20 protein-coding genes are annotated in these 26,905 nt (G+C 53.8%); 14 read left to right on the forward strand and 6 right to left on the reverse strand.

The features are described from left to right. Positions 1 to 10: 10 nt before the first annotated feature. Positions 11 to 1,687, reverse strand: coding sequence for an ABC transporter substrate-binding protein (locus MKY12_RS11365; RefSeq protein ID WP_339313868.1), 1,677 nt, complete (start codon positions 1,685 to 1,687; stop codon positions 11 to 13). A gap of 123 nt (positions 1,688 to 1,810) precedes the next feature. Here MKY12_RS11365 and MKY12_RS11370 point away from each other — a divergent pair, with 123 nt between their 5' ends. The 3 genes from MKY12_RS11370 (at position 1,811) to MKY12_RS11380 (ending at position 5,982) form a co-directional block, all read left to right on the forward strand. Next, positions 1,811 to 3,349, forward strand: a complete 1,539-nt coding sequence (locus MKY12_RS11370) for a DUF4173 domain-containing protein (RefSeq protein WP_339313869.1) — start codon at positions 1,811 to 1,813, stop codon at positions 3,347 to 3,349. A gap of 64 nt (positions 3,350 to 3,413) precedes the next feature. Continuing rightward, entirely contained in the window at positions 3,414 to 4,112 is a 699-nt protein-coding gene (locus MKY12_RS11375) for a cyclic nucleotide-binding domain-containing protein (protein ID WP_209879837.1), read from the forward strand. A 166-nt stretch (positions 4,113 to 4,278) separates the two neighbouring features. Beyond that, positions 4,279 to 5,982: a methyl-accepting chemotaxis protein gene (locus tag MKY12_RS11380; RefSeq protein WP_339313870.1), complete on the forward strand. Its 1,704-nt coding sequence runs from the start codon at positions 4,279 to 4,281 to the stop codon at positions 5,980 to 5,982. 53 nt (positions 5,983 to 6,035) lie between these two features. Here the strand turns inward: MKY12_RS11380 and MKY12_RS11385 are convergent, their stop codons facing one another. Next, positions 6,036 to 7,118 (reverse strand): nucleotidyltransferase domain-containing protein, encoded by a 1,083-nt coding sequence (locus tag MKY12_RS11385; protein WP_339313871.1) that lies wholly within the window; start codon positions 7,116 to 7,118, stop codon positions 6,036 to 6,038. Positions 7,119 to 7,359: 241 nt separating this feature from the next. Here MKY12_RS11385 and MKY12_RS11390 point away from each other — a divergent pair, with 241 nt between their 5' ends. From MKY12_RS11390 to MKY12_RS11400, 3 genes are all read left to right on the forward strand, one after another. Next, complete coding sequence (locus tag MKY12_RS11390; protein ID WP_339313873.1) at positions 7,360 to 11,256, forward strand: discoidin domain-containing protein; 3,897 nt, start codon at positions 7,360 to 7,362, stop codon at positions 11,254 to 11,256. 540 nt (positions 11,257 to 11,796) lie between these two features. Continuing rightward, positions 11,797 to 12,720: a cysteine synthase A gene (cysK, locus tag MKY12_RS11395; RefSeq protein WP_339313874.1), complete on the forward strand. Its 924-nt coding sequence runs from the start codon at positions 11,797 to 11,799 to the stop codon at positions 12,718 to 12,720. A 19-nt stretch (positions 12,721 to 12,739) separates the two neighbouring features. Beyond that, the gene (locus MKY12_RS11400; protein WP_339313875.1) at positions 12,740 to 13,756 is read left to right on the forward strand and encodes a hypothetical protein; all 1,017 of its coding nucleotides are present in this window, start codon (positions 12,740 to 12,742) and stop codon (positions 13,754 to 13,756) included. A 29-nt stretch (positions 13,757 to 13,785) separates the two neighbouring features. On the opposite strand, the gene MKY12_RS11405 is transcribed toward MKY12_RS11400, so the two are convergent. The 4 genes from MKY12_RS11405 to MKY12_RS11420 form a co-directional block, all read right to left on the reverse strand. Beyond that, the gene (locus tag MKY12_RS11405) at positions 13,786 to 14,301 is read right to left on the reverse strand and encodes a VanZ family protein (protein ID WP_339313876.1); all 516 of its coding nucleotides are present in this window, start codon (positions 14,299 to 14,301) and stop codon (positions 13,786 to 13,788) included. 47 nt (positions 14,302 to 14,348) lie between these two features. Beyond that, a complete protein-coding gene (locus MKY12_RS11410) occupies positions 14,349 to 15,206 on the reverse strand; it encodes a M15 family metallopeptidase (protein WP_339313877.1) in 858 nt (285 codons plus the stop codon). Between the two features lie 180 nt (positions 15,207 to 15,386). Beyond that, complete coding sequence (locus MKY12_RS11415) at positions 15,387 to 16,484, reverse strand: HAMP domain-containing sensor histidine kinase (protein ID WP_339313878.1); 1,098 nt, start codon at positions 16,482 to 16,484, stop codon at positions 15,387 to 15,389. Further along, a complete protein-coding gene (locus MKY12_RS11420; protein ID WP_339313880.1) occupies positions 16,477 to 17,172 on the reverse strand; it encodes a response regulator transcription factor in 696 nt (231 codons plus the stop codon). The genes MKY12_RS11415 and MKY12_RS11420 overlap by 8 nt, the downstream gene beginning before the upstream one ends. A 240-nt stretch (positions 17,173 to 17,412) precedes the next feature. Between MKY12_RS11420 and MKY12_RS11425 the strand changes: the two genes are divergently transcribed. From MKY12_RS11425 to MKY12_RS11460, 8 genes are all read left to right on the forward strand, one after another. Further along, positions 17,413 to 18,285 carry a histidine kinase gene (locus MKY12_RS11425; RefSeq protein WP_209877781.1) on the forward strand — a complete coding sequence of 291 codons (873 nt, stop codon included), beginning with the start codon at positions 17,413 to 17,415 and terminating at the stop codon, positions 18,283 to 18,285. Continuing rightward, entirely contained in the window at positions 18,254 to 18,919 is a 666-nt protein-coding gene (locus MKY12_RS11430; protein WP_339313882.1) for a response regulator transcription factor, read from the forward strand. Before MKY12_RS11425 ends, MKY12_RS11430 begins: the two co-directional genes overlap by 32 nt. Before the next feature lie 67 nt (positions 18,920 to 18,986). Further along, positions 18,987 to 19,637: a DUF1775 domain-containing protein gene (locus MKY12_RS11435; RefSeq protein ID WP_339314855.1), complete on the forward strand. Its 651-nt coding sequence runs from the start codon at positions 18,987 to 18,989 to the stop codon at positions 19,635 to 19,637. Positions 19,638 to 20,137: 500 nt separating this feature from the next. Continuing rightward, on the forward strand, positions 20,138 to 20,404 hold the full coding sequence (locus MKY12_RS11440) for a hypothetical protein (protein ID WP_339255895.1): 267 nt from the start codon (positions 20,138 to 20,140) through the stop codon (positions 20,402 to 20,404). Positions 20,405 to 20,452: 48 nt separating this feature from the next. Beyond that, positions 20,453 to 20,680, forward strand: a complete 228-nt coding sequence (locus tag MKY12_RS11445; protein WP_339255897.1) for a hypothetical protein — start codon at positions 20,453 to 20,455, stop codon at positions 20,678 to 20,680. A gap of 513 nt (positions 20,681 to 21,193) precedes the next feature. Beyond that, the gene (locus tag MKY12_RS11450; protein WP_339313883.1) at positions 21,194 to 24,571 is read left to right on the forward strand and encodes a X2-like carbohydrate binding domain-containing protein; all 3,378 of its coding nucleotides are present in this window, start codon (positions 21,194 to 21,196) and stop codon (positions 24,569 to 24,571) included. Positions 24,572 to 24,748: 177 nt separating this feature from the next. Then, on the forward strand, positions 24,749 to 25,342 hold the full coding sequence (locus tag MKY12_RS11455; protein WP_339313885.1) for a sigma-70 family RNA polymerase sigma factor: 594 nt from the start codon (positions 24,749 to 24,751) through the stop codon (positions 25,340 to 25,342). Continuing rightward, on the forward strand, positions 25,321 to 26,301 hold the full coding sequence (locus MKY12_RS11460; RefSeq protein ID WP_339313886.1) for a hypothetical protein: 981 nt from the start codon (positions 25,321 to 25,323) through the stop codon (positions 26,299 to 26,301). Before MKY12_RS11455 ends, MKY12_RS11460 begins: the two co-directional genes overlap by 22 nt. Positions 26,302 to 26,905: the final 604 nt, after the last annotated feature.

A 26,905-nucleotide genomic window follows, 5' to 3' on the forward strand; every position in this document is an offset into this window, starting at 1 on the left:
TCCTGTTCCCCTACAGCTCCGGCGGAAACCACAGATGGCGCAGATCGACCCAGCCCTGGCTGTTGAAGGTCACCCCGCGCACGGAGGGCAGATAGGCGGTCTCGGCAGGCCGTTCGTAGAGAATATGCAGCTGGTGGTCACGGGTTAGAGTATCCTCGATCACCCGGAAGCCTTCCGCCCGAACGGCGGCGTCAGGCTCCCGCGAGATCTGGCGCAGCCTGCCCTCAATGCCCGCACGGGTGCGCGGTTCGATGTGCTGCGAGAGGGTCAGGTACAGGTCGTACAGCCGGAGCTGCTCGTCCTGGTCGCGGAGCAGCGAGAAGACGATCAGGTCGGATTTCAGGCGGATCGGACCTTTGAATTCCTCCGGCGACACGGATAATACCTTGCAGGAATATCCATGCTGCGTTAGTCTTGCGGCGATGTATTCGGCATCCCCGGCGTACTGCGGGATCGTGGCAATCTGCAAGACTTCAGCCGGAGGCGCTGCGAAATGCCGGAAGGGAACTCTCGGCGCTTCATGCAGACAGGATAGCAGTTCGGCACGGAGAAGGGGATCGCTTAGCGGTCCCTTTTTCTTCGTGTTGCAGGTTACGAATTTGCGGACATAGGACTCAGAGTGGATTCTGCTTAGAGAGTCTGTGCCTGCTGCTGACGGATTCGGGATGACATGGAAGGCAGAGCCGGTCTCTGAGGGCTCCCGGTCAAGGCTCCATGGGACATAGATAATCTCCACACGGTCCAGATGGGCCCGCCCCTGAAAATAATAAGGGAACACCTCCAGCACACAGGTATCCTCATTCATCTCTACGACCTTGAACGGACCGGTGCCCGCAGGCCTGCGTCCAAACAGATTCTCTCCAATGGACTCCAGATCGCGGGGCACAATCGCCGCCCGGCTGGTGCAGAGGAAGGGAAGGAAGAGCTCATTCGGCTTCTTCAACAGGATGCGGACAGTAGAGGCATTCAAGGCCTGGACTGCATGAATCTCTTTGACAATATAGCTGTACAGCATGCGCTGCGAGGTAGACATCATCCGTTCGAACGAGTAGACGACATCCTCGGCGGTCAGTACCTTGCCATGATGGAACAAGACCTCCTTGCGCAGATGAAAAGTCCAGGCCGTCCGGCTCCCGTCTATCTCCCAGGCATGGGCCAGGCCGGGGATCACCTTGCCGCGTTCACCGCTGCGGCCGACCAGCCCGTCAAAAACATGGCTCGAGACAAACGACTCCGCCAGCAAATTCATATAGAGCGGATCGAAGGTATGGAGCTGCTGGGTGACCGGCAGCCGCAGCGTATCGATCCGCTTGTCGCTGTGCACCTCGGCATGATGCCCGAAGTAAGCCAGCAGCCAGCCTTGCAGTGTGTCCTGCAGCGATGAGGTGCGGGCATGTCCGCGGATGCCCTCCAGGGCACTGCTGATATCCTTGCTGCTTATGGCCTGCTTCATGGATTCCAGGGCAATGTCCTCGGCCGCCGCGAGGAACACCAGCTTGGAGCGCCGCCCCCGTCCCCGGCTGGGGGTCCAGGTGATCCAGCCGAGATCGGCCATTTTGCGGATCACATGCAGTGCATTGCGGTGGGTACAGCCAAGGGTCAAGGCCAATTCGTCCAGGGTGACGGAGATCTCGGCCGGACCTCCATGCTGCGAATGCAGCTTCAGGAATTGACTGTGCAGCTTCATTTGGGACATTCACCTCCTGCCTAATTTATAAAATAGGAAATTAATAATATTATATTTCTCTTTTTCTTCTTATTTTATCAGCTAGAATCAGGATATGACAGTAAAAAGATGGGGGAATTTACCATGGACGAACAAACGGTATCCAAACCGGGGCTTGGGCGTGTAGCCTTACTGGCCGCATTTCTGCTTGCAATTGTGCATCAGTACCTGTTTTACGGCAAGATGCCGGGGATCTCATACCCGATTTTTGTGGTCTTATTTTATGCTTTTATGCTCTATTTCGCCAAGGAGCAGCTGCGCAAGCAGACCTGGTTCAGCTATGTTTGGATGGTGTCCATATTTCTGTTGTCCCTGACCTATATGCTGTTCGGCAACTGGTTTTTCTTTGCGCTTAATATCGTTGTTATTCCGGTGCTTATTCTATTACATATGACGTATATGCTTAGTTACCGCAAGCCCGCCTGGAGCGGACCCGCACTGATCGGCGCGGCGCTTGAGCATCTGTTCCCGCAAAGTCTGCGCAACTGGGCCACGGCATTGAGGCTGCTGCGCCGGGGCAAAGGCGGGCTACCGAATGAACGCAAGCAGGTATTGATGCGGGTGCTGATCGGTCTGCTGATTTCCGTCCCGCTGCTGCTGATTGTGATCTCGCTGCTCTCTACGGCGGACGGAGTGTTCAGTCAGCTGCTGGAAGCACTCCCGAGGATTTTTGACAATATTTCACTGGGGGACTGGATCTTCCGGGGTCTGTGGGTTCTGCTGCTCGGGCTGGGCATGTTCGGCTTCGTCTGGGGGTTCGTACAGAGTAAATCCTATATCCGCACTCCTATGGTCAGTGAGTTTGATGCGATGGGGCAGAAGCTGGAAGCGGCTGAAGCAGGGGAGGAGGGTATCGGTCTTGATGACCCGGTCATTATCACTACCGTGCTGACCGCAATTAATGCGGTGTACATGCTGTTTGTGAGTGTCCAGTTCTCGTATCTCTTCGGGGCCTGGGACGGGATTCTGCCGGAGAATAGTACGTATGCGGACTATGCGCGGAGCGGTTTTCTGGAGCTGATTCTGGTCACATCCATTAACTTCGCGATCTTGCTGTTGTCCTTGCTGGCAGTGCGTAAAGCGGGCGGAATTCTGAAGCGGGTCATTCAGGTCCTGCTGTATATTCTGGTGTTATGCTCCATGGTCATGCTGTATTCTGCGTACTCGCGGCTGACTCTATATGAAGAGGCGTACGGTTACACCTACATCCGGTTCCTGGTGCATGCCTTCATGATCTTCCTCGGATTGCTGCTGGTGCTGGCGGCCGTGCGGATTAGCCGGGAACCCTTCCCGCTTCTAAAATGTTACATTGTGCTCGGCCTGCTCTCCTATGTGCTGATGAACTATATAGGGATGGATTATATCATTGCGAAGCAGAATATCCAGCGTTATGAAGCAAGCGGCACACTGGATGCCGGTTACCTGGCCGGACTCTCCGCAGATGTGGTTCCAGAGCTGATCGAATTCAGCAAGCAGGAGAAGGGGATTCTGGACGAGGCGCTGCGCAGCAGACTGTCTTACCGTACTCAGCCTAAGCAGAGCTGGCCATCATTCAATCTGGCGAATCACCGGGAGCGCAGAGCGCTTGCGGAGTATTTTGCAGGAGAAGTAATGCAGAAATAGCTTCCGGCCTCAGACTTGTGATACAGTAATTTCAGCAGAAATGACACAAGGAGAGAAGAAGCGCATGCAATCGATTATAAATCCGGAGGCGGTTCGAAGCCTTACCGAGCAGAATGGTCTCACAGCCATGTTCAGCAGCAGCGCCATTGCACAGATGGAGCTTCGGCGTTACGGCGGAGGGGAGGCAGTCTGCTCGGTTGGCGACCGGCTGGAGCATATGTTTTTCCTGATGCAGGGCAAGCTGAAGATTCATACGCTGCTGCCTAACGGCAAGTCGATGCTGGTCCGGTTCGCCCGGCCGATGTCAGTGATCGGGGATGTGGAGCTGCTGCGCCAGTATCCCGTCAAGAATGAGGTGGTCTCCGTAGGGGACAGCCTGCTGCTTGTCGCCGGAAGGAAGCTGCTGCTCCGGGAGATTGAAGACAATACAGCGCTGCTGCGTTTCCTGGTCGGAGAGCTGAGCCACAAAATGTACACGCTCGGCCAGACCTCAGCCATGAATGTGCTCTATCCGGTGGAGAACCGGTTCGCCAGCTACCTGATGTCGCTGTTCGCGGACAACACTGGCGCCCAGCGCGTTGAAGAGATTCGCACCTCCACACTGACAGAGACCGCCGATCTGCTCGGCACCAGCTACCGGCATCTGAACCGGGTAGTGCGCCGCCTGATTGAAGATGGGATTATTGAACGCAGGAACGGCCGGCTGATTGTGCGGGATGAGGAGCGGCTGGCAATGCTTGCGAACGGGAATCTGTATGATTGAACCGGAATTAAGGGACGTAATTCATAGAACCTCCATTCCTGCTTTTGGCAGGGGTGGAGGTTTTTTTGTGCTCCCGGCAGCGTATTTCAGTTTCATTTAAGAATGATGATGTACGATACGTAGAGGTTACACAGTAGAGCTTACATATCGAGTGGAGGTAGTTATAATGTTCAACAGACTTAGAGGAATCCGGGCCAAAATCATGTTTGGCTTCGCCGCTGTAATTATCGTGTTCATTCTCGCTATACTAGGCAGTACTATTTTTCAGGCTAAGGTGACTATGCTTACAGAGCAGATCAACCGTAATTACAGCAAGCTGTCGATGGTACAGAAATTAACCGATGATATCCGGACGGCGGACGGTCTGGCCGCAAGGTATGTGATGAGTAATACCACGGAGGAGAGAACAGCCAATCTGAACGCCTATGAAGCCAAGATACCAGAGATTACAGCCTCAGTCGAAGATCTTAAGGGAGCCGGTCTGAATGAAGCGGAGCTTGCGGGAATTCAGAATCTGGAGGGAGAATGGGACAATTATCTGACGGTGCTGGAGCAGGCTTTTGCCTTGGCCAAGGAAGGGAACTTTCCGCAAGCGCAGAAGTCGTTCACAAGCCTCTCCCTTACGACGATCATCGATTCACAGCTGGTGTTCGAGACGATGCTGCATGATGAAATTATGAAGGAACAGAGTCAGGCGGCAACCCACCGCAGCTCCTCTATGATTACCAGCATGGGGGTGACGGGATTATCGGTGGTACTGGCTCTGGTGATCGCATTCGTATTGTCTGCACGGATACTGAAGCCGGTGAAGGATGTCAACAGGCAGCTTCAGGAGATTGCCGACGGCGATGCCGATCTAACCCGCAAGCTTAGTGTGCAGACGAAGGATGAGATCGGTGAGCTGGCCCGGAATTTCAATACAATGACCGATAATCTGGCAACGATGATCACCCAGGTGAAGCTATCCGCGAACGGTCTGGCGGCTTCTTCTGTGAAGCTGACCTCGGATAGCGGATTGACCGCCGAAACGACCGAGAAGATCTCCGGAATTATGGGTGAGGTCGCAAGTGGTGCGGGCATGCAGATGAATGACCTGAAGACTAACATGAACACCATTATTGAAATGTCGGACGGTATCCAGCTGATTGCTGCCAGTGTACAGGATATCTCGGAAGCTTCCCTGCGTTCTGCAGATTATGCCGTTGCCGGGGATCAATCCCTGCAATCTGCCGTCCGGCAGATGGAATCCATCAACGAATCCATTCAGTCCTTATCGGAAAAGGTTATGGGCTTCGTGAAGCGTTCACAGGACATTAGCAGCATTGTCGGGGTGATCAAGGGGATCGCCTCGGAGACGAATATGCTGGCACTGAATGCGACCATAGAAGCGGCCCGGGCCGGAGAGCACGGCAGAGGATTTGCTGTGGTAGCCGATCAAGTGCGCAGACTGGCTGAGCAGTCCGCAGATTCCGCCAATCAGATTGCTGAAATGGCAACCGGTATCCAGGCCGATGCAGATCATGCAGTGAAGGTGATGAAGAACAGCATGAACGAAGTGCTGGGGGGAACCCGGATCATAGAAGAGGCCGGGCAGTCCTTCAATGCCATCCGCCATTCGATTGATTCACTAGCGGGACAGGTTCAGGAGGTATCCGGCGCGGTAGAAGAAATCACGGCAGCGACCGAAGAGATTGTAGACTCTATCCGTAACGTTACGCATATCTCGGAGACTACAGCGGCAAGTACACAGCAAGTATCCGCCGCATCACAAGAGCAGATGGCTTCAGTGGAACAGATCGCCTCTTCTGCCAGTGCACTCAGCATGCTGGCGCAAGGTCTGCAAGGTCTGGTAGCACGCTTCAATGTATAATTAGGCAAGCCCCCAACCTGAACGAAGGGAGGGGGCTTGATCTTGCTTATCTGTTACTTTTTCATATATTGCCGGTACAGCTCTTCACAAGTATCGTAACGCTGGGGCTGCCGGCCGACCCGCTGATATTCCTCCAGATAGTCATCCATTGCCAGGAGGAACCGGTCCTTGAACAGATCCAGATTACTTGCATCAAAATACTGCATGAGTTCGAACTTCCGGGTTCCCCGCGACTCAGTCATTTCATCCAGCAGACCCTGCGCTCCCATGGCGGCGTAGAAGGCGTAAGAAGCATCCTTACTTTCAGCGCTGGCAATGATCTTGTTGCGGTAGTTGCACCATAATTCCTCATAGGTGCCCGCCAGATTATCATAGGTAGGAACAGGCTGTTCCACATATTTCTGATATAGGGTGCTGTACAGATCGAGGATACTTTTGAGCAGAATGCCGGAGGTACTTCGGATCTCGTCCGTCGTCATCGCGCAGATCACATTCATATAGATCGTTTCATAATGCACAGGGAGGTAGCGGTAAGCTGCGGTGTCCTCCAGGTATCTTTTCAGCCCTCTTTTCAAATAAGTATTGTTCATATGCGTCAAAGCGTTCACCAGATTGTAGACCAACTCCGCTGAAGCCAGCCTTACGGCTCCCTTATCCTCCGCAAGACAAATATTCGCATATTCCTGCTTGGCCAGATCGATCCACTTCTTCGCCCGTTCCAGAGAATCGCGTCCCATGGGCTTCGCCAGAGCATCCAGCGCCCGTTGCTGATAGACCCTAAGCTTCTCCAGATCCTCAGGCTTGGCATAGTAGAGCACCTGCAAATCTATTAGAGAGGAGATCATCGGACTTTCAAGCGCGGCCTGTTCTTCGATCCGGGTCTCCCAAGGAGTGCAGTAGATATCATAACCGATATCCCCCAGAATGAAGCAGGACGAGATGCCCCAGCCTTGGTTGTTATTATTGATGATGATCAGATCCAGGTCGCTTTTCTCATGATAATCCCCGGTACGGCAAGAGCCCGTAAGCCCGATCACCGCAATCTCCTCTGGATAATCCCGTTTGGCCCGCTCGATCACCATGTTGATCAGTTTTTCGTTTTTGGATAATAGCTCCTTCTTGGTACTTTCATTCATAGCTGTTTCCTCCTGCGCTGTGGCTTGTTGTTGTATTCATTGTAAAAGGATCTGCCGTCCGCGGGTATGCCGACTTCAGTTATGTCCGTTCTCTCCCTGAGCGCTCCGTATGTACGCACATACTTTTCATAGAATACGCCATCGACCTGAGCCAGGCTCTATCTTATATTATTACCATAATTTGTTTTATGAAAGCGCATACTCGAAGGTGGCACCATAATCTATGGGAGGTGGTTGTCAAATGATCAGCAGAACCAGGTCTTCGGTAGCAAGGACGTTCCTGATGTACGGTCTGATGCTTGTGTTATGTGTGGGACAGCTCGCGTTATTTCCGGCAGTGGGGGCGGCGGCAGGCAATCTGGCTCAGGGCAAGACGATCAACGCAAGCTCAGTCGGTGATGTGTATGTAGCAGCGAATGCTAATGACGGTAACCAGGGTACGTACTGGGAGAGTGCCAGCAATGCTTTTCCGCAATGGATCAAGGTGGATCTGGGTGCCAGCAGCAGTGTGAATCAGGTTGTACTGAAGCTGCCTGCGGGCTGGGAAGCCAGAACACAGACGCTGTCTGTGCAAGGCAGTACGGATGATGCGTCTTACAGCAATCTGGCGGCGTCTGCGGGGTATGCCTTCAATCCGGGCAGTGCGAACTCCGTCACCATCAACTTCACAGCTGCAACCGCCCGGTATGTCAAAATCAACTTCACGGCCAACACCGGCTGGCCCGCAGCGCAGCTGTCGGAGATTGAGGTGTACGGCACCACGGCCTCGCCACCCGGAACCTATGAAGCGGAGGCCGCTGCCTTATCCGGCGGGGCCAAGACGAATACCGATCACAGCGGCTATACCGGTGCGGCCTTCGTAGATGGCTACCTGACGCAGGGGGCAGCTACAACCTTCACGGTAGCAGCTCCGGCGGCAGGGAATTACAGCGCAGCTCTGCGTTATGCGAATGCCTCAGGCAGTACGAAGACCCTCAGTATCTACGTGAACGGAACGAAGGTCAAGCAGACCTCGCTTGCCAATCTCTCGAACTGGGATACCTGGTCGACACAGGCAGAGATTCTTGCCTTGAACGCCGGCACCAACACCATTGCTTACAAATATGATGCGTCTGACTCCGGCAATGTGAATCTGGATCAGCTTGTGCTGAGCGCTTCCTCGACGCCGACGGCAACGGCAACGCCAGCTCCGACGGCTGTGCCGACCGCAGCCCCAACGGCTACGCCAACCGTAGCTCCAACGATCGCGCCGACCGTTGCACCGACGGCTACACCTACTGTAGCCCCAACGGCGACTCCGGCTCCGACGATCACGCCAACGGCCACCCCGAGCACGGGTCCCGGCTCGAATCTGGCGGTCGGCAAGGCTATCCATGCTTCTTCTTCTATCTTCACCTTCGTCCCCTCCAATGCCAATGATGGAGATGTCACTACCTACTGGGAGGGTGCGGGCGGCAGCTACCCGAATACGCTGACTGTCAGCCTCGGCGCGAATGCCAATGTCACCTCGGTGGTCGTGAAGCTCAATCCGGCAGCCGCCTGGTCAACCCGTACCCAGACGATCCAGGTGCTGGGACATAACCAGTCCACAGGAACGTTCACCAGTCTGGTACCTGCGGCGGAGTATACGTTTAATCCAGCCAGCGGCAATTCAGTGACCATTCCGATGACCGCTACAGTCAGTGAGCTGCAACTCAGAATCACGGCGAATTCCGGTTCAGGCGCCGGACAGGTAGCCGAGCTACAGGTCATCGGCACACCGGCGGCGAATCCTGACCTGACGGTAACCGGGATGTCATGGAGTCCGTCCGCTCCGGTGGAGACCGATGCCCTCACGCTGAGTGCCAGCGTCAAGAATATCGGCTCAGCGGCTTCGGCCGCAACCACAGTCAGCTTCTATGTCGGCACCACCCTTGCCGGGACAGCACCGGTGGGTGCGCTCGCCGCAGGAGCTTCCGCGAATGTATCCTTCAGCCTCGGAGCGAAGGATGCCGGAACCTATACGGTAAGCGCCAAGGTTGACGAGAACAACAATGTCATTGAGCTGAATGAGGGCAATAACAGCTATGCCCATCCTACGGGCCTTACTGTGAATCCGGTATCCAGCTCGGATCTGATTGCTTCTCCGGTAAGCTGGTCTCCCGGCAACCCGGCAGCAGGCAACACGGTCAGCTTCTCGGTAGCCATTAAGAATCAGGGAACGGCGGCCTCAGCCAGCGGTGCGCACAACATTACGCTGACCTTGACCGATGCTACGACAGGCGCAGTCCTCAGAACGTTGACTGGCTCCTATAACGGTGTCATTGCTGCCGGAAGTACTACGGCCCCTGTGGCTCTTGGGACCTGGACGGCGGTGAACGGAAAATATAATGTCAAAACAGAAATTGCCGTGGATGGCAACGAACTGGCGGTAAAGCGGGCCAACAACATCCAGAACCAGTCGCTCTACATCGGACGCGGGGCCAATATGCCTTACGACATGTATGAGGCAGAAGATGGAGTGATCGGCGGCGGAGCTGTCAAGCTGGCACCGAACCGGAATATCGGCGATCTGGCCGGTGAAGCTTCAGGCAGACGGGCCGTTACGCTGAATACCACAGGCAGCTATGTTGAATTCACGACCAAAGCCAGCACGAATACCCTGGTTACCCGGTTCTCTATTCCCGATGCTCCGGGTGGTGACGGCACGACAGCTACACTCAATATCTACGTCAATGGAGTGTTCAACAAGGCCATTACCTTGACCTCCAAATACGCCTGGCTGTATGGCTCGGAGGCCAGTCCCGGCAATTCGCCGAGTGCCGGATCCCCGCGCCACATCTATGACGAAGCGAATATCATGTTCGACAGCACGATTCCGGCAGGCAGCACGATCCGGCTGCAGAAGGATGCAGCCAATACTTCGCAATATGCCATTGACTTCATCAGCCTGGAGCAGGTCTCGCCGATAGCCAATCCAGACCCGGCCAAGTATACCGTTCCGCTTGGATTCACGCATCAGGATGTGCAGAATGCGCTGGATAAGGTCCGTATGGATACAACGGGTAATCTTGCGGGTGTCTATCTTCCTGCCGGAAACTATGAGACCTCGAATAAATTCCAGGTCTACGGCAAGGCAGTGAAGATCATCGGAGCCGGACCGTGGTATACCCGGTTCTACGCACCGCTCAACCAGTCGAATACAGACATCGGCTTCCGCGCGACAGATTCAGCGAATGGCTCAACCTTCTCGGGGTTTGCTTACTTCGGCAACTATACTTCACGGATTGACGGCCCCGGCAAGGTGTTCGACTTCTCCAATGTGGCGAACATAACGATCGACAACATCTGGACGGAGCATCAGGTATGTATGTACTGGGGCGCGAATACCGATTATATGATCATTAAAAACTCGCGCATCCGCAATACCTTTGCCGACGGCATCAATATGACCAACGGCAGCACGAACAATCTCGTGTCTAACATCGAGGCGCGGGCAACCGGAGATGACAGCTTCGCCTTGTTCTCGGCGATCGATTCCGGCGGCTCCGACATGAAGGACAATGTCTATGAGAATCTGACGTCCATCCTGACCTGGCGGGCAGCCGGTCTTGCCGTCTACGGCGGGTATGCGAATACCTTCCGCAACATCTATATTGCGGATACTCTCTGCTACTCGGGGATTACGATCAGCTCGCTGGACTTCGGTTATCCGATGAACGGCTTCGGGGCATCACCGACGACGATCTTCCAGAATATCTCCGTCGTCCGCTCAGGCGGACATTTCTGGGGCGCACAGACCTTCCCGGCCATCTGGGTATTCTCCGCTTCCAAGGTGTTCCAGGGCATCCGGGTCAGCGATGTGGACATCATCGACCCGACCTATCACGGAATCATGTTCCAGACGAACTATTCCGGCTCTACGCCGCAGTTCCCCGTAGCCGATACGATCTTCTCGAACATTACGATTTCCGGTGCCCTCAAGAGTGGTGACGCCTTCGACGCCAAATCCGGTGTCGGCATCTGGGCTAATGAATTGCCGGAGCCCGGCCAGGGGCCGGCGGTGGGCAGCGTTGTCTTCAACAACCTGAAGATTCTGAACACGGTAACGCCGATCAAAAACACAACCTCCACGTTCACGATAACGGTGAATCCGTAGGGGAACGAAGTAACGCCTTCTGTGATGCAGCACACAAAAAAACCGCAACCCATGTGTCCGGGAGGCGGTTTTTTTGTTGAATCGGCCGTAGGTACTTGGGTTTACATCATACCCATGACTACTCGTACACGTATGTTACCTTTCATATCCCGCCTGGTCATAGGAAATCCTGCATCTTTTACAACAAATCAGTCTCTTTATAGCCTCCAAAAAGGAAATCCTGCACAAATTACAACAATGTGGACTCAGACTTCCCGATCTGCTGATTATTCCTGCAAAATGTGCAACAATCGGGGATCAGAGCTACTCGGCGGCTGGAAATCCTGCACAATGTACAACATTGCCGGTGTTGCAGATTCCACAATTCTTATGGTGGAGCTTACCTAAGCTGCTATTCACCATAATTGCCGGGTTATGTTGATCAAGTCACAGGACCGATCGTGGCTGCAATTCTTTAAAATCGACAAATGCTATCCCGTAACTATACAATGGGTGTTATATGGTGCATAGGATAAGAACCGAAACAAAGGAGGCACACCCATGACGAAGCGGGTAGTCAATAATATTACAGAGCTGATTGGCGGCACGCCGGTTGTACGCTTGAACCGGGTAACCGGACCGGAGGACGCGGAGCTGTATGTGAAGCTGGAGATGTTCAATCCCAGCGGCAGCGTCAAGGACCGGGCGGCTTATAATCTGATCCGGCAGGCGGAGCTGGACGGACGGCTGCAGCCGGGCGGGACGATTATCGAGCCGACCAGCGGGAATACCGGGATTGGGCTGGCAATGAACGCGGCAGCGAAGGGGTATAAGGCGATCCTGATCATGCCGGATAATATGACGAAGGAACGGATCAATATCCTGAAGGCCTACGGGGCGGAGGTGGTGCTGACTCCGGCGGCGGAGCGGATGCCCGGCGCGATTGCCAAGGCGGTGGAGCTGGGACGGGAGATCCCCGGCAGCTTCATCCCGCAGCAATTCGAGAATCAGGCGAACCCGGACATTCACCGCACCACCACCGCGCCGGAGATTCTGGAGCAGATGGAGGGGCGGCTGGATGTCTTCGTTGCCACTTCCGGGACAGGCGGCACCATTACCGGAACCGGCGAGGCGCTGCGCGCACGATTGCCGGAGCTGCGCGTGGTTGTCGTGGAGCCGCAGGGTTCGCCGGTGCTGTCCGGCGGCCAGCCAGGGCCCCATAAGCTGGTGGGGACCAGCCCGGGCTTCGTGCCGGCAATTCTGAATACCGGCGTTTATGATGAGATCGTGCAGGTATCCGATGAGGATGCCTTGGAGATGGTAAGAGAACTGGCCCGTACCGAGGGAATTCTGCTCGGACCTTCAGGCGGAGCCGCAATCTGGACGGCCTTGCAGGAGGCGCGGCGCCTGGGACGGGGAAAGCGGGTGTTATGTATCGCGCCCGATACCGGGGAACGTTACCTCAGCATGGGGATTTTCGACTAAATCATATTGGAGGACCGTTATGAATCAAGCGAAGCACAGTTTCCGGCACAGGGTAAGAGCGGCCGGAAGTCTTATTTTTGCAGCAGCCATAGTCTTTAGCCTGACCGGGTGTGCCCGGACGAATAGCAATGACACTGCCAGCAGTGCAGCAGCTTCGGCCGGGCCGTCTACCGGCAGTCCATCGCCAGCTGCTCAGCAGACGGATAGCCCGCCAAGTGCGGTTCCGACAGCATCATCGTCAGCTACGGCCTCTCCAGCCCCGGCTGCCTTGCTCGACCCTGCCAAGCTGCAGCCGGTCTTCGGATTCGCGAGTGAGACCGGGAGTCATATCATGGTCACCAGGGAAGAGGAGGGGGCCGGGGAGCAGATGAAGTCCCTGAACACTGCCATCGGGAACGGGGGCCAGGTGCTGGCTGTGAAGCTGGAGAAGTGGCAGACGGGTAACGAGAACAACAACGGACGGGAGCTGGCGAATAATATTCCGAACCTGTCCGGGTATCTGTTCAAGGTAGAGGGTGGCGCAGCGATGCGGGATGAGACCTATGTTCTGGTTGATTCTGCGGTCTTTCCGCAGGCAGCCCTGCTGGAGCTTCAGCCCGCTGACCCGGCAGGCCCGCAGCTTGCAGCTGGTGATCCGCTTCGTAAGAGTGTAGAAACTGCCAAAGGGCGGAAGATCCAGGCAGCCTGGAAGCTGGCCGGGCTTGGCCCGGACAGACAGCTCTATCTGGTGCAATTCGTAAGACAAGATAAGGATATGTTGTTTAGTCTTGTGCTGGAGGAAGGCGGGAAGCTAAGCTTCAAGGACTATCCTGCGGAGATTACGGATAATGAATATTCAGTCTGGCGTGTCGATGACGGCGGTGAGGTGAACCCGCAGATGTTCTCCCTGCTGCTGGCGGCACAATCGGCAGAGGGACTACTGCTTGGGCTGAACTGGTGGGGAGCGGAGGGTGTGAACAGCTTTTTCTTGAAGCAGGAAGGCAATGGCTTCACAGAGCTAGCAATCGAATATGGCCGCTATATCTCTCCCTTGTGAGCAGGGTGAACGGACAGCAAGGCTCCCCGTCACTTCTGGGTGACGGAGGAGCCTTGTCTGCCTGACATGTAGATCGTCAGGATTGGCCTCATCAGCATGTATCCCAGTATACCTCCGAAGGTATTCAACAGCAGATCATCCACATCAAACGTTCCAATATAGAAGACGGCTTGCGAGCATTCCAGCACCGCGCTTAACGCGAAGGACCACAGCAGGACACCGGTGAAGGAGCCGCTGCCTTTTCCATTCGGGTTGAGCAGCATCAGGAAGATGCCATAAGGGATAAACAAGGCGATATTTCCCAAGAAATTAACGACGGTGCTAGTGCTGATATGGTGATAGGTGTTAGTCAAAGTGGCCAGCGGGATCAGATTTCCGCGTTGCAGACTGGCCGCAATATGGCCCGGGCTGTGCTGAAGCTGCTGCCATAGAAATGGGAGATCCATCGACCCGAATTTGAACAAAATGATTTTAAACAAAATATACACGTAGACGGTAAACAGTACCTGCAAACCGTACTTTGTCTGCTTGTGTGCCTGATTCATTTTACATCACCGCTTTCTGTAGATTGTACTGTTATATGGGTTAGTCATTAAGGATAGACCGTCATAATCACACCGTTCATATTGTCGCCGGAGAACTCAACGTGCTGGGCGTCAGGGGTAGGGACAGGAGTATTCCCGTTAATTTCGATATAGGAGATCTGATATTCAACCCCGTTAACGGTAGTGGCAATCGACTTCTGCTCCTTTAGGAATTCAAGATATTCTTCCAGCGTGAAGTTCTTGTCGCGCATAATCACACTGTGCGGAAGCCCTACATAACGGAAATGCCATGGCTCATACTTGATGCCGGTAATATCGGTCTTATCTTCGGGATAGCGCAGAATGAAGCCGTAGTCCCATGCATTGTCCCGTAGCCATTGCCCTTCGGGGGCACGGCTCATGGCCATTTGGGAGGAACCGATGTCAAGCGACAAGCCCAGGTTATGCTCGCTGTATCCGGGTGGAAGAGCGTAGTCGGCCCCTTTTTCATCGTATAGCTGCTGCTGCTTGTCATTGTCCCTATATCCGCTGCTGATCAGGAAGCTGTTGATGTCCTCTCCGGCTGCAGCATGTACCATCTCTGTGAATTTCTCCGCGACTTGCCTGGAGAGCAGCGTTTTGTGATCCAGCAGCAGGTAGCCGGAAGTCAGCTCCTCATGATCGAGCAGACGGACGATGTCCTGGCTGACTCCTGTATCGTGAACGGGGTAATCCTTGTTGACCAGCAGCAGGTTCCCTTGATAGATTTGCTCTTCGGGGATAACCGTCAGATTCTTGGAGCTGTTATCTGCACTCATCTGTACCGTCTCTATATTCAGTTCATTCGTTGCGGTCTCCTGGTCCCTATCCATCCATTTCATTCCGAGCAGTCCGGCAATTACGATGATTACTAACCATTTCTTCATGTTCTCGTCCTCCTTGTTTCAATGACTTAAGCATAGAGGAGTGTGTTTAAATAGAAGTGGGGGAAAGATAAAGTTTTTCTTAAAAGATAAAACTAAAGCCGTTTCCACCTGAAGTGTCAACGCAAAAAACCGCCCTTCTAAATTCTAAAAGGACGGCAACACTGCTATAGCAGGACCAGACTAGTGGATCAGACCCGGCAGACGGACCTCGAAGACCGTGCGGATCGTGTCACTCTGTACGGAGATCGTCCCCTGATGCTGCTCGACGATATTTTTGGCAATGAACAACCCCAGTCCCGTACTGCCTTCCTGATGGGTCCGTGCCCGGTCACCTGTATAGAACATATCGAACAGAAAAGGCAGGTCCTCCGCCGGAATCCTATCTCCGTAGTTCATGACCTGGACAACGATCGTCTCACCCTCCGGGTAGCAGCGGACATCGACATAACGGCCGTCTTTGCCGTAACGTACTGCATTGGTCAGCAGGTTCTCGAACACCCGGGCCAGCAGTTCCCCGTCTCCGGTAATTTTGAGCTGCGGAGTGACCTGGGTGCGGGCAGTCAGCCCGTTGTTCTCCAGCAGAGGATACAACTCCTCGTTCAGCTGGACCAGCAGCTCGCTCAGATCCAGGGGGCGCTGCTCCACGGTAAGCATGCCGTAGTTCATCCGGGTAATCTCGAACAGCTCGTCGATCAGCTTTTCCAGCCGCTGTGATTTGGTGTAGGCAATCGTGGTGTAATGTTTCACTTGTTCAGCGGTTAACTCCCCGTCCTTCAGCACCAGATCCAGGTAGCCGAGCACAGAGGTCAGCGGAGTCCGCAGATCATGAGCCAGATTCAGCACCAGCTTGTCCTTGCTGTTCTCCGCGAAGTCCCCGCGTTCCACCGCTTCTTCGAGTTTGTCTTTGGCCTGGTTAAGATCGGCGGCAATATCCTCGAATTCATCGTTAGAATGGATTTGAATCCGGCTTTTGAAATCCCCGTTAGCCAGCAGGCGGATATGGTGCGAGATTTCTTTGAAATAGCGGGCATACGGCTTGGTGAACAGGAAGAAGAACAGCAGCGCCAGCGGGATGAAGAAGATCAGGAAGAAATTCAGGTCGCCGAAATCGGCAATCAGATAACGGAAGCGGGTCAGTTTGTCTTCATACTTCACCTGAGAGGTATAATACATTTGCAGGCTTTTGTAGAGTACAAAGGTAATAGCACCGGAGCAAATCATGCTGAGTACCAGCAGCGATATCATTTTGAAGCGGAAGCTGCGGACAAGTTTAGCCATTGAACGTGTACCCTACTCCCCAGATCGTTTTGATCCATGTATTTTTATTCTGGTCATCGCCGAGCTTTTTGCGCAGGGTGCGGATATGGACCATCACGGTGTTCCCGCCTTCATAATAAGCCTCACCCCAGATTTGCTGAAAAAGCTGCTCGGCGCTGAATACTTTCTTCGGGTAGCTGGCGAGCAAATACAGGATATCGAATTCCTTCGGCGTCAGCTCCACAGCATTTCCATACAAGGTCACGGAACGGCGGTCCGGATCGACGATCAGCCCCCCGGCTTCGACCACGGCCTTCTGCTCGGTAACCGGCTGGTTCAGCTTCATGGAACGTCTGAGCTGCGCATTCACTCTGGCGACCAGTTCCATGGGATTGAAGGGCTTGGTCATATAATCGTCGGCGCCGATGACAAGCCCGGTGATTTTATCCAGATCCGAAGTCTTCGCGCTCACAAAAATAATCGGCAGCCCATGCTGCTCCCGGATCTGCCGGGTCACCTCATACCCGTCCAGCCCGGGCATCATAATATCCAGAATCGCCAGGTCGATATGCCTGGACTGGATGACTTGCACCGCTGCCGGGCCGTTTGTAACCTTTATGGGGTGGTAGCCTTCTTTTTCCAAATGCAGTCCGATCAGATCGGCAATGTCGGGATCATCGTCGGCGATTAGAATCGTAATCCGTTTCATTTCAATATCTCTCCTGTAGTGTCAGTATGAATGTATTCTTGATTAAATGTCATTCCTAGTGTAACCTATCGGATATTGTTTCGCTAACTGTTATGATAGGACGATGGGAGCTATGAAGAGAATGATTTAACTTTTAAATACTTAATTCTGTAACATATGCGGACGAACATAGCCCGAAAGAGTCATGCCGGAGATCACCCGGAAATGGTAAAATAACGAACAGAAATTGGGGAGGGAACTGTGACGTATACCCGAATTAAAGTGCTTATTCTGCTGATTCCAACGGTCATGGTGGGTATCTGGGAGTGGGTGAGACATCAGTTCCTGATGCCGTACATCTCTATGGACACAGGCAACTTCTTAACACCTGTATTGGTATTTCTCTTCAGTATTATTCTGCTGCTGCCGCTCTTTCGCCTCATGGAGCGCAATCAGCGGGAGCTGGAGCAGGAGCGGGCGGCAACCGGAGCGATGGAAGCACGGGAGGCACTGGCAAAAGAGCTGCATGACGGCATGGCCCAGTCCCTGTTCCTGCTCTCTGTACGGATCGACCGGCTGGAGCACGGCCGCAAGGATGGCGGCATCAGCGCGGACAGTGTGGATCAGATCAAGAAGACCGTTCACGAGGTTAACCGTTATGTACGTCAGGCCATTGCCAATTTGAAGGTGCCGTTGAGCGGCGCGGAGAGCTTCTCGCTGGAGCGTTCTATCCATGAGCAGCTGGCGGCAATAGCCGGAGAAGTCATGATCGAGGTATCGCTGGACTGGCATCTGGAAGAGCGGGCGCTGACAGCGGCGGAACAGGCAGAGCTGTTGTCCTGCATTCGTGAAGCGATTATTAATGTGCGTAAGCACACACGTGCGGGCAGGGTGTCCGTATCAGGTCAAGGGAATGAGCACGGCTGGCGTGTAACCGTTGCAGATGACGGTGCGGGGATTGAGCATGATGATCCTTTTGCGGTGAGCGGCAGCTATGGCCTGCAGATTATGAGGGAACGGTCCCGTAGTATGGGCTGGGCGCTTAGGCTTCACTCAGGAGCGGACGGAACCACTGTAGAAATTGTAAAAGGGGGTGCGCAGGATGGAACGCTGCCGGGTGCTGATCGTCGATGACCATGCGCATGCACGCGAAGCGATGACCGAGATTGTGGGGCTGGATGAACGGTTTGAAGTGATCGGTGCGGTGGCCAGCGGAGCGGAGGCAATCGTCTGGACCGGGCAATGGATGCCGGACCTGATCCTGATCGATATCGAAATGTCGGGAATGGACGGTCTGGAGACCACGCGGCGCATTAAGCTGGAATATCCGTATGTCCGGATTGTCATCGTCACCGTGTCGGATGAGATCTCTTATCTGTTCGAAGCGCTGAAGCAGGGAGCGCAGGGGTACCTCCTGAAGAACCTGGCTCCGTCTACCTGGATCGAATATTTGCTGGCGATTGTAAGCGAAGAGGTGCCGCTGAGCCGGGAGCTGGCGTTCCAGATTCTGAAGGAGTTCGCCGTCACCTCTGTCAAGGAGGAGCGGGAGGCATTAACGGCTCGGGAGAAGGAGATACTGGGCTGTGTATCCTCCGGGTCTACCAATAAGGAGATTGCCGCCACCCTCGGGATCTCCGAGCATACGGTCAAGAATCACCTGAAGAACATTCTGCAGAAGCTTCAGCTTCAGAACCGCACGCAGCTCACAAGGTACGCCCTGGAGCAGGGGCTGGCTTCGCGGGAGCGGGATTTTCCGGGGAAGAGATAGAGCTTAAGATAGCGTAGACAGGCCCAATATCCATTATTAGAGAATAGGGGAGATTTCATTGAATAGAATGTTTCGCAAAATAGCAGCATTGGCCGCACCGGCAGCCGCCGCACTACTGTTGTTCGCAGCCGTGGCGAGTGCCCACGTAACCGTTAGTCCAGCCCAGTCCAGCACGGGGGCCTGGGAGACGTATACCCTGAAAGTGCCGTCTGAAAAAGAAAGCGCCACCGTGCAGGTGGATCTGCGGATTCCGGCAGGCGCGGAATTTAAGCAATACGAAGCCTCTCCCGGCTGGGAGGTAACAGTGGACGGGAATAAAGTAAGCTGGATTGCCAAGGATGGCGGCATACAGGCCGGACAGTTCCAGCGCTTCTACTTCACAGCCAAAAACCCGGACTCCGCAGGCGATATCGCCTGGGATGCCTATCAGCACTATGCCGATGGCAGCCTCGTGCAATGGTCCGGCGAACCCGGCTCGCAATCCCCGCATTCCATCACCGCCATCGCTGAAGCCTCCGGCAGCGCCGATGGCGGTCACGGCCACGGTGCCGCAGACATGTCCGGCAACGGCACGATGACCATGGACGAGCATCAGGCCATTGTGGAGAAGGAAGGCACCAGCACCGGCACCTCGCCGATGGTTTACATTACCCTCGGCATCTCGCTGGTCTCCTTCCTGCTGGCAGCGATCGCTTTGCTTCGGGGCCGCACGGAGTAGGCTGGAGGTAAGTGGCGGGTTGACTTGTATGGAAGAACCCCGCAGCAGATGTGAATTCTGCTGCGGGGTTGTTTGTGGTTGGTATATCCAGTGTGCCAAATTATACTGCTGAAGCCGCGGCTCCTTATCCGTTAAGCAACATGAGGCTAAGTGGAAAAACAGCATTTATTTTCGCTGAAATCCCTACAAACAGGCTAACAGTTGGATAAATGCTCCTTAATTTAGCCGAAAGTAGATAATAAGTAAATTAGACCAGAATTAAGTGCTGTTTATCCAATTGCTGTCGGTGTTGTGGTGGAGAAAGAGAGAATAAGTGTTGGAAATCCAATTGTTGTTTGGAGGGTAAAGGGAGTCATCATCTGTGAATGTATAGAGGAGCTAACACTATATCCATTACCAGCACCTTTTATTATAATTGCAGATAACGGAGTCTAAGACCTGAAAAGACTTACCCTAAGTAAGTTATCTCTCAGAAATATTTCCAATAAGGGAGTGCATTTATGTTTGATGACATTGATTTTTCACCGGGTCTAATTACTTATATTGAAACGAGGTACTTGGATCAAGAGGATATATTTCAAGTCAGTTATTTCGAAGGAAAGTATACTCTTGATGTTGGCTGGTATAGAAAAGAGTTCGCGGTATATGTAATTAGAGCTTACGATTGGGAGAATCCGTTGTTAGAAAAGCGTTGTACAGAAGCGGGTATGCTACATGCTCTGGTTCATGAATGCTCTGTGTATGTTAGGGATATTCTAAGCCGCTAAATGTGTTATGTTTATTGATTGAAATGCACCCTAAAAGGAGGCCCCAAAATGTCCCTATCCCGACAACAACTGATCACACTCGTAACCAAGATCGTGAACGCCGAAGGAACAGAGGCGGAGCTGGACGAGTGGCTGGAGGTCGTAGCGAGCAATGTGCCTCATCCCGGTGTGAGTGATCTGATCTTCTGGCATGAGCCGGAGCTGACGCCGGAGGAGATTGTTGATGCTGCGCTGGGTTATCAGCCGATTGTGCTGCCGCCGCCAACAGAGAACTAGCTCTGAACTACCTTGCGATTGCTGATCGCAAGGCTTTTTATAGTTTCCTGCCTTGGAGAAGGTGTGTTGGAACAAATGTATGTGAAAAACAGTATACGTTGTGCTCGCAAGCAGGCATACGGCCTGAATGTATGCGAAAAACAACATAAATTGTGTTCGCAAGCTGATACACGGCCTGAATGTATGTGAAAAACAACATAAATTGTGTTCGCAAGCTGATACACGGCCTGAATGTGTGTGGAAAACAGTATACATTGTGTTCGCAAGCTGACATCGGCCTGAATGTATGTGAAAAACAGTATACGTTGTGCTCGCGCAAAGGTAATTTTAGTTATCCGTTAGGATGATTTTGTCCATTACGTACTACCCTAATCCCCAATTTCGTCAAGTGTGAAAATGGTGCGCTAATTGCTGACAAAATTCCCGCATAATCAACCATTTTCTCTCACGGAACGGGCGAAACCTGCTCTATAATGGAAGCGTTACCAAAGTATGTTTGGGGAGGTTAGGATCATGAGTCGAAAACGTATCCGAAGACTAGGAACACTCGTCCTGCTGGCAGCGATGTCAGGCTCTTTGTTTAACGTTTCTCCCGCTGTAACCCATGCCGCAGCCAGTGAAGATTACAGCTGGAACAGTGTGGTTACCGGTGCGGGCGGCGGTTTTGTGCCGGGGATTATTTTCAACCAGAGTGAACCGAATCTGATCTACGCGCGGACGGATATTGGCGGGGCTTACCGCTGGAACGAGGCGGACGGTAGCTGGATTCCGCTGACGGACAGCGTTGGGTGGGCGGATTGGAACAAGAATGGTGTCGATGCGCTGGCTACCGATCCGGTTGATCCGGACAAGGTGTATATGGCAACCGGAACCTACACGAATTCCTGGGACGGAAACGGGCAGATTATGCGCTCTAACGACCGTGGGGATACCTGGCAATCTGCGCCGCTACCGTTCAAGGTTGGAGGCAATATGCCGGGACGTTCGGCCGGGGAACGGCTGGTCATTGACCCCAATAAGAACAGCATTCTGTTCTTCGGCGCGCGGAGCGGGAACGGTCTGTGGAAGAGCGTGGATTCCGGCGTGACCTGGTCCAAGGTTACCTCCTTCACTAACGTAGGGACGTACATCCAAGATCCGGGGAATGAGTATCAGAGTGATATCGTGGGCTTGTCCTGGATTACTTTTGATAAAAGCACGGGCTCTGCCGGACAAGCTACCCAGACGATCTATGTCGGAGTCGCGGATACCGCCAAAAGTGTGTTCCGCAGTACAGATGGAGGTGCAACCTGGTCAGCGCTGCCGGGGCAGCCGGTAGGCCTGCTTCCACATCATGGGGAGCTGTCGGCAACCGGCGATCTGTACATTTCCTATAGTGACGGGGTCGGGCCGTATGACGGACGCAAAGGCGAGGTCTGGAAGTATAACACAACCAGCGGGGTCTGGAAAAACATCAGCCCGACAACAGGGGCTGACAACTTCTACGGCTTCGGGGGGCTTGCGCTGGATGCCCAGCATCCGGGTACGCTTATGGTTGCCAGCCTCAATGCCTGGTGGCCGGACGAGGTGATCTTCCGCAGTAAGGACGGCGGGGAGACCTGGAGCCGGATCTGGGATTGGGGCTTCTATCCGGAGCGCAACTACAAGTTCGAGATGGATATCACGGCGGCGCCGTGGCTTAATCTTGGGCTGACTTCGAGCTCGCTTGATCCTGCACCGAAGATGGGCTGGATGATCGGGGACCTTGAGATTGACCCGTTCAACTCGGACCGGATGATGTACGGCACGGGTGCTACGATCTACGGTACGAATAACCTCGGAGCCTGGGACACCGGCGGCAAGGTTAAGATATCCGTGATGGCCAAAGGGGTAGAAGAGACGGCAGTGCTTGGGCTGATCAGCCCGCCAGCGGGTGCCCACCTGATTACCGCGCTTGGCGATGTATCCGGCTTCCGGTATGAGGATCTGACAGCGGCACCAGTCAAGTTCCAGACCAGCCCTTCCTGGGCCAGCACGAACAGTATCGATTATGCGGAGCTGGACCCGGCCTATGTTGTCCGTGTCGGTGGTGTGGACAAAGAGAAATATCCGAACGGTAAGTCGATTGGGATCTCGAATGACAACGGCAAGAACTGGTACATGCCGAATGCAGAACCCTCCAAAGGAGGCAGTACCACGGTAGGGCAGGGTCAGGTAGCTGTATCTGCCAGTGGGAATGCGCTTCTGTGGAGCACCTCGGATATCGGGGTCTTTTACTCCAAGTCAGGCGGCAACTCCTGGACGGCGAGCAGCGGAATTCCTGCCGGAGCGAAGATAGCATCCGACCGGGTGAATCCGAATAAATTCTATGGCTTCTATGAGGGCAAGCTCTATGTCAGTACAGATAGCGGAGCCACCTTCACAGCTACGGCTGCGACCGGCTTGCCAGCCAATAACGTGAACGGCCTGCAGCCGAACCAGGCGCAAGTGAGCCTGAAAGCCATGCCGGGCGTGGAAGGCGATATCTGGTTTGCCGGAGGACATCCGCAGGATAAGTACGGCATATGGCATTCTACGAACTCCGGGGCAAGCTTCACCAAGCTGAGCAATGTGGAAGAAGCGGACTTGATCGGGTTCGGAAAGGCCGCGCCGGGTGAGAATTATATGGCCCTATATACTGTAGCCCAGATTGACGGAGTAAGAGGAGTGTTCCGCTCGGATGACGCCGGAGCCAGCTGGGTGCGGATTAACGATGACGCACACCAGTATGCCAGAATCAACATGGCGATTACCGGCGATCCGCGGATCTATGGACGCGTGTATCTGGGAACCAACGGACGCGGCACCTTGTACGCTGATCCGGTGAACCCTCCGGCAGCAGGCTCCGTCATTACGCCGGTCACTGCCAGCTTCGATAAGAAGACTGGGAATCAGAGCGACGTCGAAGTGTCGATGACCCTGAACGGAAATACCCTGGATTCCATTACCAATGGTGCAACTGCACTAACTGCTGGCACGGATTATATAGTCAGCGGTTCAACGGTGACGATTCACAAGGCTTATTTGGCGGCACAGCCCGTCGGAGCAACAACGCTAAGCTTCCATTTCAGTGCCGGAGCTGCGAAGACCTTAACGGTTACGGTGGCGGATACGACAACAACGGCTAATGATTCAACCATAACACCGGTCACGGCCAGCTTCGACAAGAAAACGGGGAATCAGAGCGACATCGAAGTAGCGATGACCTTGAACGGGAATACTTTAGCTTCTATTAAAAACGGTTCGGCGGCGTTAACCGCTGGAACGGATTATACGGTGAGCGGATCGGCTGTGACGATCCACAAAGCTTATCTGGCGGCACAGCCGTTGGGGACAACAACGCTGAGCTTCCAGTTCAGTGCCGGAGCCGCGAAGACGCTGGCGATTACAATAGCCGATACGACAGCACCAGTGGATGGCGGTCTGAAGGTCCAGATGTTCAATAGCAGCACGGCTAATGCTGTCAATGCCCTCAGCCCGCGGATCAAGCTGGTGAATACCAGTACTGCTGCGGTCTCCCTCGCTGATGTGAAGCTCAGATATTATTACACCAGTGATGGCGAGCAGGCCCAGAATTTCTTCTGTGACTGGTCCCAGGTAGGGAGCGCCAATGTGACTGGGACGTTCGTGAAGCTTCCGGCAGCCTTGAGCGGCGCGGATCATTACCTGGAGCTGGGCTTCACAGCAGCAGCAGGCTCGCTTGCTCCGGGAGCCAGCATAGATATTCAGATGCGGGCCTCCAAGGCAGATTGGAGCAATTACTCCCAGACCGGCGATTATTCCTTTAATCCAGCAGGTACAGCTCCTGCGGATTGGGCCAAGCTTCCGGCCTATATCTCCGGCAGTCTGGTATGGGGGAATGAGCCCTTGTAATCTGTAACGCATAGCCAGGGAGGTTCCGGCGGCAGCAAAAGAACCGGTTGCACATGATGAAATTCATGGGCAGCCGGTTTTTGATATGTCAGGATGTAATAAATTGCATATCAAGGGAACCTTCCACCGCCAGCGGACCAATATAGAGTGTAAGCAAGATAGAGAGGGGAGAGGAAGATGACAGAAGAAGAGCTTCGGGAATGTCTGCAAAGGCTGGAACATGGAGATAAAGAAGCCTTCACCTTACTACATAACACCATTAGGCAGCAGGTGTACGGAACCGTCAGCCTGCTGGTGAACCGGCCAGCTGATGTGGCTGATGTAGTCAATGAAATCTACATCGAGCTATTCCGCTGCCAGCAGCAGTACGATGGCAAACGGCCTTTTCGAGCCTGGCTGAACGGTATGATCGTCAGGCAATGCAGCAACTGGAACCGCAGAAGCTGGCGCAGGCTGCGGCTCATGAACCGCAGCCGGGAGCATGCATCTGAGAGTCTGTATCCGGGAGCGGACGCGCAGCTTCTGGTCCAGGAACAGCAGGGAGAGCTGATGCAGCTGGTCAGCGGACTGCCGCCTAAGCTCCGCAGCGTAATTGTCCTGCGTTACTACGGAGAGTGCAGCTATGACGAGATTGCTGCGGCCCTGGGCATCCCGCTGGGAACCGCCAAATCCAGGCACCATAAGGCGCTGCGCAAGCTGCGGCAGAATGCGGCATTTACAGCGGACGATGAGATGAAGGGGGAATGGACATGTCTATCGGAAATCAACTGAAGCAGGAGTTCAACAGGTATAAACAACATACAGCGATGCCGGAGCCGCTGGAGCAGCGGTTAGCAGCGAGCTTTGAGCAATTCCAGCAGCCGCAGCAGAGAGGAAATAGGCCCGTGCGCGTGCGCGGGACAGCGAGGATCGCCCTGGTACTCTGCGGACTGATGCTCTTCGGAGGCGTGGTCTATGGTGCGGAGCGGCTATGGCAGGTTACCTATGGTGCAACCAGTTTGGAAGTGGATATTCATGAGGGCGCTAATGAGTCAACAGCTTTTGCCAACCAGACCCGGCGGGTGATTACAGAGATTCAGTCTCAGCTTGCTGATAATGAATCGGCTATGCTGTTAATTGCTAGATCAAACGGGATGAAGGAGCTCCGTATGATCAACCGTCCGCAGATATTCACAGATATCGAAAGCTGGAAGAAGGCTACAGAGCCTGTCACAGGTAAGCTGGCCGTGCCGGGCAGAATGCCGGAAGCATACCATTTTGCCGAAGGAAGATCCGACAGTACAGTGGGCATTACAGATAGCTCCTGGGTTAAAAAATACACCAATGTCCTTACCAAGCGGCTGAAGCCCGGTGAGCATTACGCCTGGATCAAGAGCTTCAATGTGCCCAACCAGCAGGCCGGGACGGTCAGTCCTGAGCTGGTGTACCAAGGTCCTAAGGGAGAAAATGATTACATCTCCGTTACTTATTCCCCGCTTACTCCGTGGGCACAGCTTACATCTGATGTTTGGGCGGATACAAAGGTTGAGCATCTGAAGGTAAAATCTCAGGAAGCCTTGTATGTTGAAAACCGCCAAGCCTATGAGAATAACAGCAACGGCTATTATGCGTACATCCGTTGGATTGAGGTTCGGGAGAACGAGGAGAGAAATATATTGCATGAGGTAGGGACCGGATCGCCTGAAGTCACCAGAGAGATGCTGCTACAAGTGGCGGAAGGCCTGCGTTAACCTAGAGCGGCGGTAAGACCGTGCAGACACATATAAACCTCTATCGTTGATCAGTACATCAACAATAGAGGTTTATATTGTTACCACTATACCCATGTTAGTCTCAGACTCCTTATCCTATCCTTTGTACTCAGCCGGGTAGAAATGGTCCGAGGCGGCAGTATATTTGCCTATCCTGCACATTCAAACTGCTCTAAACTGATCCGCTTACCACGATAGGATGGGGTTGTGAAGCCTGTGAGCTTTAAGAAGCTCATACCGTTTCGTGCAGGGACTCACTTCAGACGGGAATGCCAGGATCAAAGATATAGTCTCAGTCACAAGGAGGAGCGCTGCTTAAGATTAGCTGCCGGAGATTCTGTCCTGGCTTACGTTCTTCCTGCAGTGTCTGTTTCCTTGAGCTGATACCTGAATTATACCGTCCGTGCGGGGAATAGTAAAAAGCCGAAATTTTTAAATTTGCACTCCCAGTTTGGAAAAAGGTATTGTAAGCGCTGTTATTCTGCGTTTTCCTTAGAATCTGCCGAATTCAAATCCCGCTGCCTTTGCTGTATAATGAAAAGGATGGTTTCAATGCTGCGTAGACTCCGGCAGCTTTGCCTGG

This window comes from Paenibacillus sp. FSL M7-0896 (assembly GCF_037975415.1).
Classification (GTDB): domain Bacteria; phylum Bacillota; class Bacilli; order Paenibacillales; family Paenibacillaceae; genus Paenibacillus_AQ; species Paenibacillus_AQ silagei.

What these genes read in the sequence shown, in the direction of transcription:
- MKY12_RS11445 (WP_339255897.1), top strand. Translation starts at nt 20,453, where the DNA reads ATGTCCCTATCCCGACAACAACTGATCACACTCGTAACCAAGATCGTG.
- MKY12_RS11375 (WP_209879837.1), top strand. Translation starts at nt 3,414, where the DNA reads ATGCAATCGATTATAAATCCGGAGGCGGTTCGAAGCCTTACCGAGCAG.
- MKY12_RS11440 (WP_339255895.1), top strand. Translation starts at nt 20,138, where the DNA reads ATGTTTGATGACATTGATTTTTCACCGGGTCTAATTACTTATATTGAA.
- MKY12_RS11420 (WP_339313880.1), bottom strand. Translation starts at nt 17,172, where the DNA reads ATGAAACGGATTACGATTCTAATCGCCGACGATGATCCCGACATTGCC.
- MKY12_RS11380 (WP_339313870.1), top strand. Translation starts at nt 4,279, where the DNA reads ATGTTCAACAGACTTAGAGGAATCCGGGCCAAAATCATGTTTGGCTTC.
- MKY12_RS11385 (WP_339313871.1), bottom strand. Translation starts at nt 7,118, where the DNA reads ATGAATGAAAGTACCAAGAAGGAGCTATTATCCAAAAACGAAAAACTG.
- MKY12_RS11410 (WP_339313877.1), bottom strand. Translation starts at nt 15,206, where the DNA reads ATGAAGAAATGGTTAGTAATCATCGTAATTGCCGGACTGCTCGGAATG.
- MKY12_RS11365 (WP_339313868.1), bottom strand. Translation starts at nt 1,687, where the DNA reads ATGAAGCTGCACAGTCAATTCCTGAAGCTGCATTCGCAGCATGGAGGT.
- MKY12_RS11400 (WP_339313875.1), top strand. Translation starts at nt 12,740, where the DNA reads ATGAATCAAGCGAAGCACAGTTTCCGGCACAGGGTAAGAGCGGCCGGA.
- MKY12_RS11415 (WP_339313878.1), bottom strand. Translation starts at nt 16,484, where the DNA reads ATGGCTAAACTTGTCCGCAGCTTCCGCTTCAAAATGATATCGCTGCTG.
- MKY12_RS11370 (WP_339313869.1), top strand. Translation starts at nt 1,811, where the DNA reads ATGGACGAACAAACGGTATCCAAACCGGGGCTTGGGCGTGTAGCCTTA.
- MKY12_RS11405 (WP_339313876.1), bottom strand. Translation starts at nt 14,301, where the DNA reads ATGAATCAGGCACACAAGCAGACAAAGTACGGTTTGCAGGTACTGTTT.
- MKY12_RS11435 (WP_339314855.1), top strand. Translation starts at nt 18,987, where the DNA reads ATGTTTCGCAAAATAGCAGCATTGGCCGCACCGGCAGCCGCCGCACTA.
- cysK (WP_339313874.1), top strand. Translation starts at nt 11,797, where the DNA reads ATGACGAAGCGGGTAGTCAATAATATTACAGAGCTGATTGGCGGCACG.
- MKY12_RS11460 (WP_339313886.1), top strand. Translation starts at nt 25,321, where the DNA reads ATGTCTATCGGAAATCAACTGAAGCAGGAGTTCAACAGGTATAAACAA.
- MKY12_RS11455 (WP_339313885.1), top strand. Translation starts at nt 24,749, where the DNA reads ATGACAGAAGAAGAGCTTCGGGAATGTCTGCAAAGGCTGGAACATGGA.
- MKY12_RS11450 (WP_339313883.1), top strand. Translation starts at nt 21,194, where the DNA reads ATGAGTCGAAAACGTATCCGAAGACTAGGAACACTCGTCCTGCTGGCA.
- MKY12_RS11390 (WP_339313873.1), top strand. Translation starts at nt 7,360, where the DNA reads ATGATCAGCAGAACCAGGTCTTCGGTAGCAAGGACGTTCCTGATGTAC.
- MKY12_RS11430 (WP_339313882.1), top strand. Translation starts at nt 18,254, where the DNA reads ATGGAACGCTGCCGGGTGCTGATCGTCGATGACCATGCGCATGCACGC.